This window comes from Herbiconiux daphne, from assembly GCF_024979295.1.
Classification (GTDB): Bacteria; Actinomycetota; Actinomycetes; order Actinomycetales; family Microbacteriaceae; genus Herbiconiux; species Herbiconiux daphnes.
In genome coordinates this window covers 21,624-39,182 of the sequence record NZ_JANLCJ010000003.1, presented here as the reverse complement: position 1 = coordinate 39,182, position 17,559 = coordinate 21,624, and the positions used below count along the sequence as shown (strand labels likewise).

Sequence of the window (17,559 nt, the reverse complement as noted above, 5' to 3'; positions counted from 1 at the left end):
ACTCCGTTGCAGATCGGAACCGGGTCGGGTTAGCATCGAACCCATAGTAGAACACAGTGTTCGATAAACGAACACATTCCGTCAATGACGACACGTGAGGAAAGCCCATGCAGTTCCACCACCACGGCTACGTCTCGGGCGACCCACGGGTGAGCCCCGCCTCCGGCACCGGCCTCGACCGACCCGAGGAGCTGCCCGACGAGGTCGACGTGCTCATCGTCGGCGCCGGTCCGGCGGGAATGATCCTCGCCGCGCAGCTGTCGCAGTTCCCCGACATCACCACCCGCCTCGTCGAGCGCCGCCCCGGCCGGCTCGCCATCGGGCAGGCCGACGGCATCCAGGCCCGCAGCGTCGAGACGTTCCAGGCGTTCGGGTTCGCGGGCCGCATCATCGACGAGGCCTATCGCATCACCGAGATGTGCTTCTGGGGCCCGGATGCCGCCGACCCGTCGAAGATCGTGCGCACCGACCGAGCGGTCGACGACGCCACCGGAGTGAGCGAGTTCCCCCACCTCATCGTCAACCAGGCCCGGGTGCTCGACTACTTCGCCGAGGTGATGCGCGCGTCACCCTCGCGCCTGGTGCCCGACTACGGGCTCGAATTCGTCGCGCTTGAGATCGCACCAGACGGCGACCACCCCGTCGAGGTCACCCTGCGCGAGACAACGGGCCCCCACGAAGGACGGGAGCGGCGGGTGCACGCCAAATACGTCGTGGGCTGCGACGGCGCCCGCAGCGGCGTGCGCGAGTCGATCGGCCGCACTCTCGTCGGCGCCTCCGCGGCCCACGCCTGGGCCGTGATGGACACGCTCGCCGTCACCGACTTCCCCGACATCCGCACCAAGTGCGCCATCCAGTCGCAGGCGGGCAGCATCCTGCACATCCCGCGCGAGGGCGGCCATCTGTTCCGCATGTACGTCGATCTCGGCGAGGTGGCGCCGGGCGACAACGGCGCCGTGCGCCACACCACGGTCGAGACGGCGATCGCGAAGGCGAACGACATCCTGCACCCCTACACGCTCGACGTGAAGGATGTCGCGTGGTACAGCGTCTACGAGGTCGGCCACCGCCTCACCGACAAGTTCGACGACGTTCCCGCGGGCGAGCCCGGCCGGTCGCCGCGCGTGTTCATCACCGGCGACGCCTGCCACACCCACAGCGCCAAGGCCGGCCAGGGCATGAACGTCTCGATGCAGGACGGATTCAACCTCGGCTGGAAGCTCGCCCACGTGCTCACCGGGCGGGCGCCCGAGCGCCTGCTCGACACCTACTCCGCCGAACGCCAGGTGATCGCGAAGAACCTGATCGACTTCGACCGCGAATGGTCGACGCTCATGGCGAAGAAGCCCGAGGAGTTCGAGAACCCGAAAGAGCTCGGCGAGTTCTATGTGCGCACCGCCGAATTCCCGGCGGGTTTCATGACCGAGTACCCGCCGTCGATGCTCATCGGTGAGGCGACGCACCAGCGGAGGGCGACCGGCTTTCCGATCGGCAAGCGCTTCAAGTCGGCGCCCGTCGTGCGGGTGGCCGACGCCAATCCGGTGCAGCTCGGCCACCACCACCGGGCCGACGGCCGCTGGCGGCTCTATGCGTTCCCCGGCGCCGGCGCCGGCACGGCGGATGGCGACCCGGTGTTCGAGCACTGGGCCGACTGGCTCGCGACCTCACCCCAGTCGCCGGTCGTCACCTTCACTCCCGCTGGCTCCGACCTCGACGCGCTCTTCGACGTGAAGGTCGTGTACCCCCAGGCGCACGTCGATGTCGACATCACGGCCGTGCCGCCGATCTTCCTGCCCCGCACGGGCCCGTTCGGCCTGATCGACTACGAGAAGGTCTACGCCGCGGCGCCCGGAGACGACGTGTTCGACCTCCGAGGCGTCGACCGCGACTCCGGATGCGTCGTGGTGGTGCGCCCCGACCAGTACGTCGCGCATGTGCTGCCGTTCACCGCGACCGACGAACTGGCCCGCTTCTTCGCCGGCGCGCTGCTCGAGCCCGCCCGGTCGTGACCGCGCAGATCCCCGCCCGGTCGTGACCGCGGAGATTCCCGTCCGGTCGTGACCGCGACGATCGGGTGCCCGTCAGGAGTTGACGCGGATGATCTCCTCCTGGTGCGGCGAGAGCACATCGGCCGAGATGCGGAGGTCGAGCAACAGGAACGGGCGATCGGCAGCGGGACGTGCCGCCCAGGTGGCGAGCGCGTCGAGGTCGTCGAGGGTGCGCACCACGATGCCGAGGGCGCCCACCGCCGCCGCCAGCGCGGCGAAGTCGACCTCGGGAATGCGCATCGGCCCGTCGGCGAGTCCCTTCAGACCGTAGAGGTTCACCTCGGCGCCGTAAGCGGCGTCGTTCCAGACCACGGCGAGACCGCGTCCGCCGGCCACCCGCACGGCGGTCTCGAGGTCGGCCAGGGCCATCAGTCCGCCGCCGTCTCCGGTCGTCAGCACGACGGTCGACTCGGGCTTCGCGATGGCGGCGCCGGGCACGCTGGCGAACCCGAGACCGATCGACTGGTAGGCGGTGCCGACCATGAGCATCCGGTCGGGCGCCGCCACCGGCCAGTACATGTTGGCCCAGCCGATGAAGTGGCCGCCGTCAGAGACGACGACCCGGTCGGCCGGCAGCAGCTTGCCGATGCGCCGCGCCGCCGATCGCGGGTCGAGCCGGCCGTCGGGGGCGAGGGCTTCGCCCGGATGCCGGTGGTCGACGCCGGCCAGATCGACCGTGTCGCGCCATCCGCTCGGCGTCGACCCTGCCGCCTCGAGCGCGGTCACCAGGGCGCCCGCCACCACCGCCGCGTCGCCCCGGATGTAGCCGCCGACGTGGGCGTGGGTGGCCGTGGGCGCGACATCGACCTGGAACACCCGCGTGCCGGGCGAGAAGAGCGCGCCGAAGCGCATGGTGAACTGGTTGAGCGACGCGCCGAACACGACGGCCACGTCGGCCTGGGCGATCAGCTCCATCGCCCGGTCGGCGCCGAAGCCCCCGGTCACCCCGAGATCATGAGCGGTGTCGGGAAAGACCCCGCGGCCGAGTGCGGTCGACGCGGTGAGCGCGCCGGTGGCGTCGGCCAGGGCGCCGAGAGCGGGGCCGGCTCCGGCCACCCAGGCCCCGCGCCCGGCGAGCAGCAACGGGCGCTCGGCGCCGGCGAGCGCCGCGGCGAGCTCACGCAGAGAACCCTCGGCGAACGCGCCGACGGGGGCGAGCGGCTCGGGCAGCCTGGGCGCCGTGGTGCTCGGCACCGGGCCCGCTTCGACGGTGGCCACGTCGTAGGGGATGGCGAGCACGGTCGGCACGCGGTAGGTCAGGGCGTGCTCGACGGCGATCACCGTGGTGGCGGCGGCATCCGTTCGCCCCACCGTGTAGGTGCGGGCACCGACCGCCGAGGCGAGGGCGATCTGGTCGACGTCCCACGAACGAGGACCGGAGGTGGGCTCGTCGCCGACCACGAGCACGAGGGGCACCTGCGCCTGCACGGCCTCGGCGAGCGCCGTGAGGGTGTTGGTGAACCCGGCGCCGTAGGTCGCGGTGCCGGCGGCGAGCCGGCCGCTCGCCCGGTGGTAGGCGTCGGCGGCCACGACCGCGCCGGCCTCGTGGCGAACGGCGGTGTAGCCCACCGGCGTCTCGCGCTCGAGCGCGTCGAGGAAGTAGGCGTTGCCGTTGCCCATCACCCCGAAGACGTGATCGACCGAGCGGGCGAGGGTGTGCGCGACGTGCGCCGAGACGGTGGGCATGGGGGAGCCTTTCGAGACAGTGACGGGAGGATGCCGTATGTGTCTCGCAGGGCGGTCGCCTCCGCTTCGTGCCCATTTTTCGAGCACAGGTCGGCGTCACCGACCGGACGCTCCGAGTCTACGCGCTGAACGAGCGCGGTTCAGTAGCTGCTGCGGGTGCCGGAGGCGGGGTCGGTGCCCTCGTCGGTCCACTGGCCGGTGCTCTGGCCGGTGCTCTCGTCAGTGCCCTCGTCGGTGGCCGGCACGTAACGCAGCGCGAGCGCCTCCGAGGCGCGCGCGAGCAGCGCGACGTCGGCCCCGACGAGCACGAACGAGGCGCCGGCGTCGAGGTAGCGCCGGGCGATCGGCTCGGCGAAGGCATTCACGCCCGCCGGAACGCCGTGCTCCCGCGCGACCGTGATGCAGTGCTCGACCGCGGCGATGACGTCGGGATGCTCCTGCTGCCCGAGCAGGCCCATCGAGGCGGCGAGGTCGGAGGGCCCGAGGAAGATGCCCGCCAGGCCGTCGACGGCGACGATGTCGTCGATGTTCGAGACCCCCTCCGCCGACTCGATCTGCACGATCACCGAGATGCGCTGGGCGGCCGTGTCGAGGTAGCCGTCGACACGGTTCCACCGCGAGGCCCGCGCGAGCGCCGAGCCGACGCCGCGGATGCCGCGGGGTGGGTAGTGCACGCTCCGCACCGCCAGTTCGGCGAGTTCGGCCGTGTCGACCATCGGAATGAGCAGGGTCTGCGCCCCGAGATCGAGATACTGCTTGATCAGCACCGGGTCGAGCACCGGCGGACGCAGCACCGGCAGCACCGGGTAGCCGTGCACCGCCTGCAACTGCGCGAGCAGCGACTCGAGGCCGTTCGGGCTGTGCTCGGCGTCGATCAGCAGCCAGTCGAGCCCCGACCCGGCGCAGAGCTCCGCGATCAGCGGGCTGCCGCTACAGACCCACATGCCGGCCAGGGGCCGGTTCTGCGCCGCCAGCGAGGCGGCGAATCCGTCATCAGGGCTCAGGCGAAGCGGCATGTCACCACTCCCAGGGGCCCGTAGTCGGCGAACACCGAATCTCCCGCGAAGACCCACATCGGTCTCGTGAACGACCCGGAGAGGATGAGCTCGCCGGCCCGCAATCCGTCGTCGTGGGCCGCGAGCTTGTTCGCCAGCCAGGCGACACCGGATGCCGGGTTGTTCAGCACCCCGCCCGCCAGGCCCGTCTCCTCGATGCCTTCGTTGCGGTAGAGCATCGCTCCGGCCCAGCGCAGGTCGATGTCGTCGGGATGCACCGCGCGCCCGCCGACGACCATCACGCCCATCGCGGCGTTGTCGCTGATCGTGTCGACGATCGTGCGACCCTCCATCTCGATGCGCGAATCGAGCACCTCGAGGGCCGGCACCACGTAATCGGTCGCGGCGAGCACATCGAGCGTCGTGACGCCCGGCCCGCGCAGGTCGCTCTTCAGCCGGAACGCCAGTTCCACCTCGACGCGCGGGTGCGTGTAGACGCCCCAGTCGAGCACACTCCCGGTCTCGAGCACCATGTCATCGAAGATGACTCCGTAGTCGGGCTCGGTGATGCCGGTCGCCGCCTGCATCGCCTTCGAGGTGAGGCCGATCTTGTGGCCGACGAGCGTGCGCCCGGCCGCCTCGTTGCGCGAGCGCCAGAGCGACTGCACGGCATAGGAGTCGTCGACGGTCATATCGGGGTAGCGAGCGGTCAGGCGGGGAACCGGGGTGCGGCTGCGCGCCGCGTCGACCAATTCGTCGGCGATCCTCGCGATCGTGTCCTCATCGAGCATGACGTCCTCGTCTCTCCTCGGGTTGCATCATCGATCTTATCGTATACGATGTGGTCATGACGTACGAAGAAGTGTCGTCGGAGACGCTATCGCACTACGACCCGGCCGGAGCCGACCGTCCCGGCAAGGTGATCGCGCTGCACCTCAATTATCCGAGCCGCATCGCGCAGCGTGGGCGCACCCCGGCTCAGCCCTCCTATTTCCTCAAGCCCTCCACCTCGGTCAGCGGCAGCGGTGAGATCGAGCGCCCGGTGGGCACCGAGCTGCTCGCCTTCGAGGGCGAGATCGCGCTCGTCATCGGGCGCGCGGCCCGCGGCGTCGACCGGGCGTCCGCCTGGTCGCACGTGCGGGGCGTCACGGCCGCGAACGACTTCGGGGTCTACGACCTGCGCCTCGCCGACAAGGGGTCGAACCTCCGCTCCAAGGGAGGGGACGGGTTCACGCCCCTCGGCTCCGTGGTGATCGACGCCCGATCGATCGATCCCGCCGGTCTGCGCATCCGCACCTGGGTCGACGGCGTGGTCGTTCAAGACGACTCCACGGCGACCCTGGTGTTCCCGTTCGACCAGCTCGTGGCCGATCTGTCGCAGCTCATCACGCTCGAGCCGGGCGACGTCATCCTCACCGGCACGCCCGCGGGCTCGAGCGTGGTCGGGCCGGGTCAGACCGTCGAGGTCGAGGTCGACGCTCCGGATGCCGCGGGCTCACCCAGCACCGGACGCCTGATCACCCGCGTGGTCGACGGAACGTCGGTGCCGGGTGCGTTCGGCGCAGCACCGGTGGTCGACGACCAGCAGCGCGCCGAGGCGTGGGGGAGCGCCGAGGCGGCGGGCCTCGCGCCGGCCTGGCAGCTCACCGACGAACGCCGGGCGAAGCTCGCGTCGGTCGCCACGGCGACGCTCAGTTCGCAGTTGCGCAAGCGCGGCTTCGACGACACGAGCATCGACGGCGTTCGGCCCATCCTGCCGGGCGTGCGCCTGATCGGGCGCGCTCGCACCCTGCGTTTCATCCCGGCCCGGCCGGATCTGTTCGCCTCGCACGGGGGAGGGTTCAACGCGCAGAAGCGGGCGTTCGACGGTCTGAACTCGGGCGATGTGCTCGTCATCGACGCGCGGGGAGAGGCGTCGACCGGCACGGTCGGCGACATCCTGGCGCTGCGGGCGAAGGTGCGCGGGGCCGCGGGGATCGTGACCGACGGCGGCATCCGTGACATCGCGGCCGTGACCGCCCTCGGTCTGCCGGCCTATTCCCAGGGCGGTCATCCCGCCGTGCTCGGGCGCCGGCACGTGCCGTGGGACGTCGACGTCACGATCGCCTGCGGCGGCGCCGCCGTCCAGCCCGGCGACGTGATCGTCGGCGACGACGACGGCGTGCTGGTGATTCCGCCGCACCTGGTCGACGAGGTCGTCGAGGCGGCGATCGCGCAGGAGCGCGAGGAGGAGTTCATCGCGGCACGGGTGGCCGAGGGCGAGCCGGTCGATGGGCTCTATCCGATGAACGCGGCCTGGAAGGCCCGTTACGAGACGGAAGGTGCGACCGATGGCCAGTGAGGCCGGAGCCGGAACGGGAGACCTGGTGAACCTGAGCAAATCCGAGCGGGCGTATTCGTTCATCAAGGAGCGCATCGAGAACGGGAGCTTCTCACCGGGCTTCCGCCTGGTGCTCGGCCAGATCGCGAAGCAGCTCGACGTCAGCGTGGTGCCGGTGCGCGAGGCCGTGCGCCGGCTCGAGGCCGAGGGCGCGGTGACGTTCGAACGCAACGTCGGGGCGCAGGTGGCGATGGTCGACGAGCGCGAGTACTTCTACACGATGGAGACGCTCAGTCTGGTCGAGGGGGCGGCCACGGCGCTCTCGGCGCCGTTCGTCTCCGCGAGCGACATCGCCGACGCCCGCGCGGTGAACGCGGCGATGATCGCCACCCTCGACGACTTCGAGCCCCACCGCTTCACGGAACTCAACCTGGAGTTCCACGCGGTGATCTTCGAGCACTGCCCGAACCCGCACATCCTCGACCTGGTGCACCGCGGCTGGAAGCGTCTCGCCCTGCTGCGCGACTCCACCTTCAGTTTCGTGCCCGGCCGCGCCCGCGAGTCGGTGGCCGAGCACGAGAACCTGCTACGGCTGATCGAGAGCGGAGCCGAACCGCTCGAGATCGAACTCGCGGCGCGGGCCCACCGCACCGGCACCCTCGACGCCCTGCTGTCCCACCAAGCGAATCAAGGACGATGATCATGACCACCCAGACGACGACGGCCCCGGCCGCCACCCCCGTTCAGCACATCCCCGACGGACTGCCCGAGCGCATCCAGCACTTCATCGCCGGCGAGTTCGTCGACAGCGTCGGCGGCGAGACGTTCGACGTGCTCGACCCCGTGTCGAACGAGAACTACGTCACCGCCGCGGCCGGCCAGAAGGCCGACATCGACCGCGCGGTCGCCGCCGCCCGCAAGGCCTTCGACGACGGCCCGTGGCCCCGGATGCTGCCCCGCGCACGGTCTCGCATCCTGAACACGATCGCCGACATCGTGGAGTCGCGCGACGCCCGCCTCGCCGAGCTGGAGTCGTTCGACTCCGGTCTGCCGATCACGCAGGCCCTCGGCCAGGCGCAGCGCGCGGCCGAGAACTTCCGATTCTTCGCCGACCTGATCGTGGCGCAGAGCGACGACACCTACAAGGTGCCCGGCCGCCAGCTGAACTACGTCAACCGCAAGCCCAAGGGCGTCGCCGGCCTCATCACCCCGTGGAACACGCCGTTCATGCTCGAGAGCTGGAAGCTCGCTCCCGCGCTGGCCTCCGGCTGCACCGTGGTGCTGAAACCGGCCGAGTTCACCCCGCTGTCCGCCAGTCTCTGGGCCGACATCTTCCGTGAGGCGGGGGTGCCCGACGGCGTGTTCAACCTGGTGAACGGCCTGGGTGAGGAAGCGGGCGACGCGCTCGTGAAGCATCCGGATGTTCAGCTCATCTCGTTCACCGGCGAGAGTTCGACCGGCCGGCTGATCTTCGCCAACTGCGCGCCGACGCTCAAGGGCATGTCGATGGAGCTCGGCGGCAAGTCGCCCGCCGTGATCTTCGCCGACGCCGACCTCGATGCCGCCCTCGACTCGACCCTCTTCGGCGTCTTCTCGCTGAACGGCGAGCGGTGCACGGCCGGGTCGCGCATCCTGGTCGAGCGCCCCGTGTACGACGAGTTCGTCGAGCGCTTCGCCGCCCGCGCCAAGAACATCGTGGTGGGCGACCCGCACGACCCGAAGACCGAGGTGGGTGCGCTCGTGCACCCCGAGCATTTCGCCAAAGTGATGAGCTACGTCGAGATCGGCACGAGCGAGGGCCGGCTTGTGGCCGGTGGCGGCCGCCCCGAGCACCTGCCGACCGGCAACTACGTGCAGCCGACGGTGTTCGTCGATGTGAAGCCCGACGCCCGCATCTTCCAGGAGGAGATCTTCGGCCCGGTCGTGGCGATCACCCCCTTCGACACCGAGGATGAGGCGCTCGAACTCGCGAACGGCGTGAAGTACGGCCTCGCCGCCTACATCTGGACCTCGAACCTCGAGCGGGCCCACACCTTCGCACAGGCGGTCGAGTCGGGCATGGTCTGGCTCAACTCGCACAACGTGCGCGACCTGCGCACCCCCTTCGGCGGCGTGAAGGCCTCCGGTCTCGGCCACGAGGGCGGCTACCGCTCGCTCGACTTCTACAGTGACCAGCAGGCCGTGCACATCACCCTCGGCCCCGTGCACACCGCCCGCTTCGGCGCCCACGAGACCCCCGCCTCCTAGCCCCCACCCCCTCCCCTCCCATCCCCTTCCCCGAGTGGTCACTTTCGGCGCCAAATCCCGCGTTTTACCGCCGAAAGTGACCACTCGGCAGACGAGAAAGACACGTTCGATGACGAATGACATCCTGACTCCCACGGCCACCCCGCCCGACATCCTGCGCTGCGCCTACATGGAGATCGTGGTCACCGATCTCGCCCGTTCCCGCGCGTTCTACGTCGACGTGCTCGGCCTGGTGGTGACCGAGGAAGACGAGAACGCGATCTATCTGCGCACGTTCGAGGAGTTCATCCACCACAACCTGGTGCTGCGCCAGGGTCCGGTCGCGGCCGTCGCGGCGTTCGCCTTCCGCGTGCGCACCCCCGAAGACGTCGACCTCGCCGAGGCGTACTACCAGGAACTCGGATGCCGCACCGAGCGTCGCCCGGACGGGTTCGTGAAGGGCGTCGGCGACGCGGTGCGCGTCACCGATCCGCTCGGCTTCCCCTACGAGTTCTTCTACCAGGTCGACCACGTCGAGCGCCTCGCCTGGCGCTACGACCTCTACGGGCCGGGTGCCCTGGTGCGCCTCGACCACTTCAACCAAGTCACCCCCGACGTGCCGCGCGGGCGGAAGTATCTCGAAGACCTCGGATTCCGGGTCACCGAAGACATCCAGGACTCCGACGGGGTCACCTACGCGGCCTGGCTGCGCCGCAAGGACACCGTGCACGACACCGCCCTGACGGGAGGGGACGGCCCGCGGATGCACCACATCGCGTTCGCGACGCACGAGAAGCACAACATCCTCTACATCTGCGACAAGCTCGGCGCTCTGCGCATGAGCGACGTGATCGAGCGCGGCCCCGGCCGCCACGGCGTCTCGAACGCGTTCTACCTCTACATCCTCGACCCCGACGGCCACCGGGTCGAGATCTACACCCAGGACTACTACACCGGTGACCCCGACAACCCGGTGGTCACCTGGGACGTGCACGACAACCAGCGCCGCGATTGGTGGGGCAACCCGGTGGTGCCGAGCTGGTACACCGAGGCATCCCTCGTGCTCGACCTCGACGGCAACCCGCAGCCCGTGCAGAAGCGCGACGACCCGAGCGAGATGGCGGTGACCGTCGGCGCCGACGGCTTCTCCTACACCCGCAAAGACGACGTCGACCAGGGATTCAAGCTCGGATCGTCGCTGTGAGCCTGGCGACCGCGGAGCGGACGCTGCTCGACGGGGTTCCGACGAAACTGTTCATCGGGGGCTCGTGGGTGGATGCGTCATCCGGGCGCACCCTCGACGTGATCGACCCGGCCACGGGCGAGGTGATCGCCTCGATCGCCGATGCCGGTGTCGACGACGGCGCAAAGGCGCTCGACGCCGCCGTCGCGGCACAGGAGAGCTGGGCGGCGACCGCGCCTCGCGTGCGGGGCGAGGTCTTGCGCGGAGCGTTCGACCTCTTGCAGCAGCGCAAGGAGGACGCCGCGCTGCTCATGACCCTCGAGATGGGCAAGCCCCTCGGTGAGGCCCGCGGGGAGGTCGCCTACGGCGGAGAGTTCCTACGCTGGTTCAGCGAGGAGGCGGTGCGCATCTCGGGGCGCTACGGCACCAACCCCGAGGGCACCGGCCGGATGATCGTGACCCAGCGCCCGGTCGGCCCGACCTTTCTCATCACCCCGTGGAACTTCCCGCTCGCGATGGCCACACGCAAGCTCGCGCCCGCGATCGCCGCCGGGTGCACGTCGGTGATCAAGCCGGCCGCGTTGACGCCGCTCACGACGCTCTTCCTGGTCGCATTGCTCGAAGAGGCGGGCCTGCCGGCTGGGGTCGTCAACGTGATCACCACGACGTCGACCCGTCCGGTCTCGAGCGCCATCATCGCCGACCCCCGGCTGCGCAAGCTCAGCTTCACCGGCTCGACCCCGGTGGGCGTGCAGTTGCTGAAGCAGGCGGCTGACAACGTGCTGAAGACCTCGATGGAACTCGGCGGCAACGCCCCCTTCGTGGTGTTCGACGACGCCGACCTCGACCAGGCGGTGGAGGGCGCGCTGCTGGCGAAGTTCCGCAACATCGGTCAGGCCTGCACCGCCGCCAACCGCTTCATCGTGCACGAATCGGTGGCCGACGAGTTCGGCCGCCGTCTCGCCGAGCGGGTGAAGACGTTCCGGATCGGTCGCGGCACCGAAGAGGGCGTCACCATCGGGCCGCTGATCGACGACAAGGCCGTGGCCAAGGTCGGGTCGCTCGTCTCCGACGCGGTCGACCGGGGCGCGACCCTGCTCACCGGCGGCTCACCCATCGCCGGAGCCGGCTCGTTCTTCGAGCCCACGGTGCTCGCCGACGTGCAGGCCGGCAGCGACATCCTGCGCGAGGAGATCTTCGGGCCGGTGCTGTCGATCACGACCTTCACCGACGAGGCCGACGCCGTGGCGAAGGCCAACGACACCGAGTACGGCCTCGTGGGCTATGTGTTCACGCAAGACCTCGCGCGGGGCCAGCGGCTGATCGACTCACTCGACACCGGCATGATGGGCCTCAACACCGGCGTCGTCTCCAACGCCGCCGCGCCGTTCGGCGGCGTCAAGCAGTCGGGCCTCGGCCGCGAGGGCGGCTCGGAGGGCATCCACGAATACCTCGAGACCAAGTACGTGCTGACGCCCGACCCATTCGCCTGAGCGGGTTGCGGGCGCGCTCAGTCGAGCTTGGGCTCGTCGGGTTCGGCGGTCTCGGCATCGCGCCCGGGGGTCAGCCCCTCGAGCTCGATGGCCTCCGCGGGGTCGGGCTCGTCGGCGAAGCCCGCGATCTCGATGTCGTCGTCGTCGGGGTCGGTGGACATGGTCATCGTGGTTCCAATCATCGGGGTGACTAAGTGGGATCGTCGGGGACGCGTCATAGCGATGCGTCGACTCTGCGTCGAGACTCGCACGGTCGAGACTCGCACGAGAGCGGATGCCGCCGCCTACATGAATCCGGCCTCTTTGAACATGCGGCGCAGCGCGAGCACCGTCTTCTCGTTCACCGGCTCACCCTCGGTCTCGGTGAACTCCTCTTTGAGGTCGCCCAGCCGCACCACGGCCTTCGCCCCGCCGTGGCTGACTTCGACGTCGGCGACCTCTTTCAGCATGTCGACCAGGTCGCTCCACGCGATGTTGTGCGTCGTGGGGTGGTATTCGATCTGATCGAGGATCTGGCGTGAGTACGCGCTGATGTTCTCGGGTGCATGCATCGTGTGGTCCTTCCTGTGCAGCCCGCCGCGTGGTCGGTCTGACCGCCATCATGGCACCGTCCTGTTCCCGGATCGAGGCGCGCGGGGGTTAGTCTCGACACATGGCGGAACGCACGATCGTGATCACGGGTGCGAGCTCGGGCATCGGCGCCGTCGCCGCCGCGCAGCTGGCGGAGCGAGGCGACCGCGTGGCGGTGGTCGGGCGCAACCCCGAGCGCACGAAGGCGGTGGCCGAGAAGATCGGCGGCACGCCGTTCGTCGCCGACTTCGCCCGCCTCGACGACGTGCGCGAGCTCGGCGCGACCCTGCTCGGCCATTACGACACGATCGACGTGCTGCTCAACAACGCGGGCGGGCTCGTGTCCAAGCGCACCATCACGGTCGACGGCCACGACGCGACCCTGCAGAGCAACTACCTCGCGCCCTACCTGCTCACCCGCACGCTGCTGCCCCGGCTCGAGGCTTCTGCACAGGCCGGCGGCACCGCCCGCGTGGTGTGCACCTCCAGCGTGGCGAACCTGTTCGGCCACCTCGACCTCGACGACCTCGACTTCACCGCACGGCCGTGGCGCGGCGGCTGGCAGGCCTACGGAACCGCGAAGCTCGCCGTCATCATGTTCGTGCGCGAGTTCGCGCGTCGCGTGAGCACGACGGGAGTCGAGGCCTATTCGGTGCACCCGGGCAGCATCGTGTCGGGCTTCGGAGCCGACTCGCGGCTCATCCGGTTCGGCACCGCGGTGACGGGCGGCCACTGGGGGGCGACGGTCGAGGTGGGGGCGGCGCCGTTGCTCGCCCTCGCCGCCGAGTCGCCGGTTCCCGCCGCCAGCGGGGCGTACTTCGACCGGCTGAAGCCCAACGGCCGGGTCGGCCGCCAAGCGCGCGACGTCGACCTGCAGCACGCGCTGTGGCTGCGCACCGCCGCGCTGGTCGGCCTGCCCGCCGACTGACCCGCGCACCTGCGCCCGACCGCATGCGCCCGACCCCACTGCGCCCGACCCCACTGCGCCCGACCGCGCCGCGCCCGACCGCGCTGCGCCCGACCGCGCTGGGGCCAACGGCACTGAGTATGATTGTCGGGTGGGCACTACACTCCGAGAATTCAACGCCGCGGTCGAACGACTCTGGCCGGTCGAGTTCGCCGAGCAGTGGGATGCGCCCGGTCTTCTCAGCGGGTCGCCGGGCGACGACGTCGACCGGGTGCTGCTCGCGGTTGATGCCGTCGCAACCACCGTCGAGCAAGCCGTGGGCATCGGCGCCGACGTTCTGCTCGTGCACCACCCGCTGCTGCTGCGCGGCGTCACCACGGTGGCCGAAGACACCTACAAGGGCGCACTGCTGGCCAAGCTCATCCGCTCGCGCTGCTCGCTGATCGCCGCGCACACCAATGCCGACATCGTCGACGACGGCACCTCGGCGGTGCTCGCCGACGGACTGGGCCTCATCGATCAACAGCCCATCGTGCCCGGCGCGCGGCCGGGAACCGGTCTCGGCCGGGTCGGCCGCCTGCCCGAACCCGTCTCCCTGGGCGCCCTCGCGCTGGCGCTCGGCGAGATGCTCCCCGCCACCGCCACCGGCGTGCGCGTGGGCGGCGACTTCGAGCAGCCCGTGTCGCGCATCGCGCTCTGCGGGGGAGCGGGCGACTCGCTGCTCGGCGAGGCGGCGGTGCGGGCATCCGATGTCTACATCACCTCCGACCTGCGGCACCACCCCGCATCGGAGTCGCGGGAGCAGTCGCTGCTCGCCACCGGCCCCGCGCTCATCGACGTCTCGCACTGGGCGAGCGAATGGCTCTGGCTCGAGACGGCCGCCCGGCAGCTCGCCGACGCCCTGCCCGAGGTCGAATTCGTGGTGAGCGACCTGCGCACCGACCCCTGGGACTTCGTCGTCACCCAGTGACCCCGCCCATCACCCGTGCGGCCTGACCGCCGCACCACCGCACCACCCGAGAACTCCACACACGAAGACCTGAAGAAGGATCCACATGAAGGCTCCCGCCCTCGAGCAGCGCAAGCTGCTCGACCTCCAAGCCGCCGACAACCGCATCGCGCAGTTGCAGCACACCCTGCGCACCCTGCCGCAGGAGGTGCGCCTGGCCGAGCTGCAACGGGACTCGGTGGCCGCGCGTCAGGAGTTCGGCGGGGTGAACGGCGAGCTCGAAGACGCCCGCGCGGAGATCGCGCGGGTGGAGGCCGACATCGACACCGTGGCGGCGCGTGAGAAACGCGACCGTGAGCGGCTGCAGGCCAGCTCGTCGTCGAAGGACATCCAGGGGCTCGAACACGAGCTCGCGTCGCTCAAGGTGCGGCGTTCGAACCTCGAAGACATCGAGCTCGCCGTGATGGAGCGGGTGGAGGAGATCGAGCAGCGACTCGCCGCCATCACCGCCCGCCGCGACGACATCGCGACCGAGGAGCGCCTGCTCGCGGCGCAGCGCGACGAGCAGCGCGACCGGGTGGCCGCCCAGCTCGAGGTCGCGAAGTCGGAGCGGTCGGCGATCGCCGGCGGCATCGGCGCCGAGCTGCTCGCGCTCTACGAGCGGCAGCGCGAACGTTACGGCGTGGGTGCCGCGCTGCTGCAGGGCGGCGTGTCGCTCGGCACCAACGTGGCGCTGACCGAATCCGACCTCGCGCAGATCCGTGCGGCCGCGCCCGACGAGGTGGTGCTCGATCCCGACGGCGCCTGCATCCTCGTGCGCACGGAGGAATCGGGACTCTAGGGGGCGAGCGCCGCCAGGCCGCCGCCGCGGCATCCGTCGCCCGGCCCGGTGCCGTAGGATTGCGGGCGTGAATGGGCCGGCAGACGGTCGCGTCACCGCGCTCGTGCCTCGTGCAGGGGTGCGGTGCCGAGGAACGTCCGGGCTCCACAGAGCAGGGCGGTGGGTAACACCCACCCGGGGCAACCCGCGAGACAGTGCCACAGAGAACAGACCGCCCCGGGTTCACGCCCGGGGTAAGGGTGAAACGGTGGTGTAAGAGACCACCAGCGACCGCGGTGACGCGGCCGGCTCGGTAAACCTCGCCCGGAGCAAGGTCAGACAGGAAGCGCTAACGCTGCTCGCTCAGCTTCCGGGTAGACCGCTGGAGGGCTGCGGCAACGTAGTCCCGAGATAGATGGCCGTCAGGGAGTGATCCCGACAGAACCCGGCGTATCGCCGGCCCATTCACCTCGCGGCCGCGCGCGCAGCCCGTGCGGCTATTCGAGGAACGTCGTCTTCATGGTCGACAGGCACGCGGCGCCCAGGATGCCGGCATTGTTCCTGAGGGCGGCGGGCACCATCGGCACGTCGAGCTTCAGCAGCGGCCCGAACTCCTCGAAGCTCTTCGACACGCCACCACCCACGATAAACTGGTCGGGCGAGAACAGCTTCTGCAACTCCTCGTAGTACTTCTGCAGGCGCTCGGCCCACTTCTTCCAGCTGAGGTCTTCGCGCTCCTTGGCCGAGTAGGCGGCCTTGGTCTCGTAGTCGACGCCGTCGATCTGCAGGTGGCCGAGCTCGGCGTTCGGAATCAGCACGCCGTCGTAGATGAGGGCGGTGCCGATGCCGGTGCCCAGGGTGGTGAGGATGATCAGACCGCCTTTGCCCTTGGCCGCGCCGTAGCGCACCTCGGCGAAGCCGGCGGCATCCGCGTCGTTGACGAAGGTGATGTCGCGGCCGAGCGTGGTCTCGAAGAGCTTCTCGGCCTCGAAGCCGATCCACTTCTTCGACACGTTGGCGGCCGACATCGTGACGCCGTGGCGCACGACGGCCGGAAAACAGATGCCCACGGTGGCCGCGGCCGGGATCTCGCCCAACGACTCCATCAGGTCGCTCACGGTCTTGGCGATGTCGTCGGGCTTTCCGCCCTCGGGCGTGGCGATCTTCTTGCGGTCGGTCAGGAGCTCGCCGGTCGTGACGTCGACGATCGCCCCCTTGATGCCGGTTCCGCCGATGTCGATTCCGACGGCAACCGTGTCGGGGGTGTTCTCGGTCATGCGTTCAGTCTCCTGTCGGCCGCGCGTCAGCGGTTGTCGCGTGCGTCGTCTTCGGCCCACTTCGCGCTGTTCGCGCGGAGCGTCTCGAGCGCGTGCTCGGCCTCCTCGTGCGTCTCGAACGGGCCGACCCGGTCGACGACCGACGACACGTAGCCCTTCTCGACCGCGCCGGTCTTCATGTTGTACCAATACTGGTTCGAGGGGTCTTCACTCATGGTTCCTCCGTCGTGTCTCTCTACTCGTAGCTGTGCTCAGGGCCAGGGTAGCTATGGTCGGCCACCTCGGTGCGGAACCGGGTGACGGCAGAAGTCAGCGCGCCGCGCAGATCGGCGTACTGCTTCACGAATTTGGGGATGCGCCCGGTGGAGAACCCGGCGAAATCGGTCCAGACCAGCAGCTGGCCGTCGACGTGCGGGCCGGCTCCCACCCCGATGGTGGGGATGCGCAGGGCGGCCGTCACGCGCTCGGCGGCCTTCGCGGGCACCATCTCGAGCACCACCGAGAACGCCCCGGCCTCTTCGACCGCGAGCGCGTCGGCGATCAGCTGCTCCTCGCCCTCGCCGCGGCCCTGGATGATGTGGCCGCCGAGACCGTGCTCGCTCTGCGGGGTGAACCCGACGTGGGCCATCACCGGGATGCCGGCGTCGACGATGCGGCGGATCTTGTCCGCGCTGCGCACGCCGCCCTCGAGCTTCACGGCGTGAGCGCCCGTCTCCTTCATGAACCGCACCGCCGTGTTGAGGGCCTCTTCGGCGCTGTTCTCGTAGGAGCCGAACGGCATGTCGGCCACGACGAAGGCGCGCTTGGCGGCGCCGGCAACGGCGCGGGCGAGCGGGATCAGCTCGTCGATCGTCACCGGCAACGTGGTGTCGTAGCCGTAGACGTTGTTGCCGGCCGAGTCGCCCACCAGCAGGAAGTCGATGCCCGCCTCGTCGAAGATCTGCGCCGAGAGCTGGTCGTAGCTCGTGAGCCCCGTGATCAGGATTCCGGTGTCTTTGGCGTTCTGGAAATGGCGGGTGCGAACCCGCTTCGGCACGGACACCTCAGGCGTCGTCGGCTGGTCTGGCATGTCACCAGTCTAGTTC

The 17,559-nt window shown here is 69.9% G+C and carries 17 protein-coding genes and 1 other RNA gene; 10 read left to right on the top strand and 8 right to left on the bottom strand.

Going from position 1 to position 17,559, the window contains the following annotated elements:
• Positions 1–107: 107 nt before the first annotated feature.
• Positions 108–2,009 carry an FAD-binding monooxygenase gene (locus N1032_RS08960; RefSeq protein ID WP_259538722.1) on the top strand — a complete coding sequence of 634 codons (1,902 nt, stop codon included), beginning with the start codon at positions 108–110 and terminating at the stop codon, positions 2,007–2,009.
• A gap of 72 nt (positions 2,010–2,081) precedes the next feature.
• Here the strand turns inward: N1032_RS08960 and N1032_RS08955 are convergent, their stop codons facing one another.
• From N1032_RS08955 to hpaH, 3 genes are all read right to left on the bottom strand, one after another.
• Positions 2,082–3,734 carry a thiamine pyrophosphate-binding protein gene (locus N1032_RS08955; protein ID WP_259538721.1) on the bottom strand — a complete coding sequence of 551 codons (1,653 nt, stop codon included), beginning with the start codon at positions 3,732–3,734 and terminating at the stop codon, positions 2,082–2,084.
• Positions 3,735–3,874: 140 nt separating this feature from the next.
• Positions 3,875–4,750: an HpcH/HpaI aldolase family protein gene (locus N1032_RS08950; RefSeq protein WP_259538720.1), complete on the bottom strand. Its 876-nt coding sequence runs from the start codon at positions 4,748–4,750 to the stop codon at positions 3,875–3,877.
• Positions 4,735–5,520 (bottom strand): 2-oxo-hept-4-ene-1,7-dioate hydratase, encoded by a 786-nt coding sequence (hpaH, locus tag N1032_RS08945; RefSeq protein WP_259538719.1) that lies wholly within the window; start codon positions 5,518–5,520, stop codon positions 4,735–4,737. The genes N1032_RS08950 and hpaH overlap by 16 nt, the downstream gene beginning before the upstream one ends.
• Positions 5,521–5,576: 56 nt before the next feature.
• On the opposite strand from hpaH, the gene N1032_RS08940 reads away from it, so the two are divergent.
• The 5 genes from N1032_RS08940 (at position 5,577) to N1032_RS08920 (ending at position 11,951) form a co-directional block, all read left to right on the top strand.
• Entirely contained in the window at positions 5,577–7,070 is a 1,494-nt protein-coding gene (locus N1032_RS08940; protein ID WP_259538718.1) for a fumarylacetoacetate hydrolase family protein, read from the top strand.
• Entirely contained in the window at positions 7,060–7,749 is a 690-nt protein-coding gene (locus N1032_RS08935; RefSeq protein WP_259538717.1) for a GntR family transcriptional regulator, read from the top strand. The genes N1032_RS08940 and N1032_RS08935 overlap by 11 nt, the downstream gene beginning before the upstream one ends.
• 2 nt (positions 7,750–7,751) lie before the next feature.
• Positions 7,752–9,296: a 5-carboxymethyl-2-hydroxymuconate semialdehyde dehydrogenase gene (gene hpaE, locus N1032_RS08930; protein ID WP_259538716.1), complete on the top strand. Its 1,545-nt coding sequence runs from the start codon at positions 7,752–7,754 to the stop codon at positions 9,294–9,296.
• Positions 9,297–9,405: 109 nt separating this feature from the next.
• Positions 9,406–10,479: a 3,4-dihydroxyphenylacetate 2,3-dioxygenase gene (gene hpaD, locus N1032_RS08925; RefSeq protein WP_259538715.1), complete on the top strand. Its 1,074-nt coding sequence runs from the start codon at positions 9,406–9,408 to the stop codon at positions 10,477–10,479.
• A 2-nt stretch (positions 10,480–10,481) separates the two neighbouring features.
• Positions 10,482–11,951 carry an NAD-dependent succinate-semialdehyde dehydrogenase gene (locus N1032_RS08920; RefSeq protein WP_259539165.1) on the top strand — a complete coding sequence of 490 codons (1,470 nt, stop codon included), beginning with the start codon at positions 10,482–10,484 and terminating at the stop codon, positions 11,949–11,951.
• Positions 11,952–11,968: 17 nt separating this feature from the next.
• Here N1032_RS08920 and N1032_RS08915 read toward each other — a convergent pair whose 3' ends face one another.
• Positions 11,969–12,118, bottom strand: a complete 150-nt coding sequence (locus N1032_RS08915) for a hypothetical protein (RefSeq protein ID WP_259538714.1) — start codon at positions 12,116–12,118, stop codon at positions 11,969–11,971.
• Positions 12,119–12,235: 117 nt separating this feature from the next.
• On the bottom strand, positions 12,236–12,502 hold the full coding sequence (locus tag N1032_RS08910) for a hypothetical protein (RefSeq protein ID WP_259538713.1): 267 nt from the start codon (positions 12,500–12,502) through the stop codon (positions 12,236–12,238).
• Between the two features lie 101 nt (positions 12,503–12,603).
• Between N1032_RS08910 and N1032_RS08905 the strand changes: the two genes are divergently transcribed.
• The 4 genes from N1032_RS08905 to rnpB all read left to right on the top strand — a co-directional run bounded on the left by N1032_RS08905 (position 12,604) and on the right by rnpB (position 15,666).
• On the top strand, positions 12,604–13,449 hold the full coding sequence (locus N1032_RS08905) for an SDR family NAD(P)-dependent oxidoreductase (RefSeq protein WP_259538712.1): 846 nt from the start codon (positions 12,604–12,606) through the stop codon (positions 13,447–13,449).
• 130 nt (positions 13,450–13,579) lie between these two features.
• The gene (locus tag N1032_RS08900; RefSeq protein ID WP_259538711.1) at positions 13,580–14,398 is read left to right on the top strand and encodes a Nif3-like dinuclear metal center hexameric protein; all 819 of its coding nucleotides are present in this window, start codon (positions 13,580–13,582) and stop codon (positions 14,396–14,398) included.
• Positions 14,399–14,483: 85 nt separating this feature from the next.
• Positions 14,484–15,218 carry a zinc ribbon domain-containing protein gene (locus tag N1032_RS08895; protein ID WP_259538709.1) on the top strand — a complete coding sequence of 245 codons (735 nt, stop codon included), beginning with the start codon at positions 14,484–14,486 and terminating at the stop codon, positions 15,216–15,218.
• Positions 15,219–15,289: 71 nt separating this feature from the next.
• Positions 15,290–15,666: RNase P RNA component class A (gene rnpB / locus N1032_RS08890), an RNA gene on the top strand.
• Positions 15,667–15,694: 28 nt separating this feature from the next.
• Here rnpB and ppgK read toward each other — a convergent pair.
• Genes ppgK through panB form a run of 3 tightly spaced genes read right to left on the bottom strand, consistent with a single transcriptional unit; the run spans position 15,695 to position 17,543 of the window.
• Entirely contained in the window at positions 15,695–16,474 is a 780-nt protein-coding gene (gene ppgK, locus N1032_RS08885; protein ID WP_259538708.1) for a polyphosphate--glucose phosphotransferase, read from the bottom strand.
• Between the two features lie 26 nt (positions 16,475–16,500).
• The gene (locus N1032_RS08880) at positions 16,501–16,689 is read right to left on the bottom strand and encodes an SPOR domain-containing protein (RefSeq protein WP_259538707.1); all 189 of its coding nucleotides are present in this window, start codon (positions 16,687–16,689) and stop codon (positions 16,501–16,503) included.
• Between the two features lie 20 nt (positions 16,690–16,709).
• The gene (gene panB, locus N1032_RS08875; RefSeq protein WP_259538706.1) at positions 16,710–17,543 is read right to left on the bottom strand and encodes a 3-methyl-2-oxobutanoate hydroxymethyltransferase; all 834 of its coding nucleotides are present in this window, start codon (positions 17,541–17,543) and stop codon (positions 16,710–16,712) included.
• Positions 17,544–17,559 lie beyond the last annotated feature (16 nt).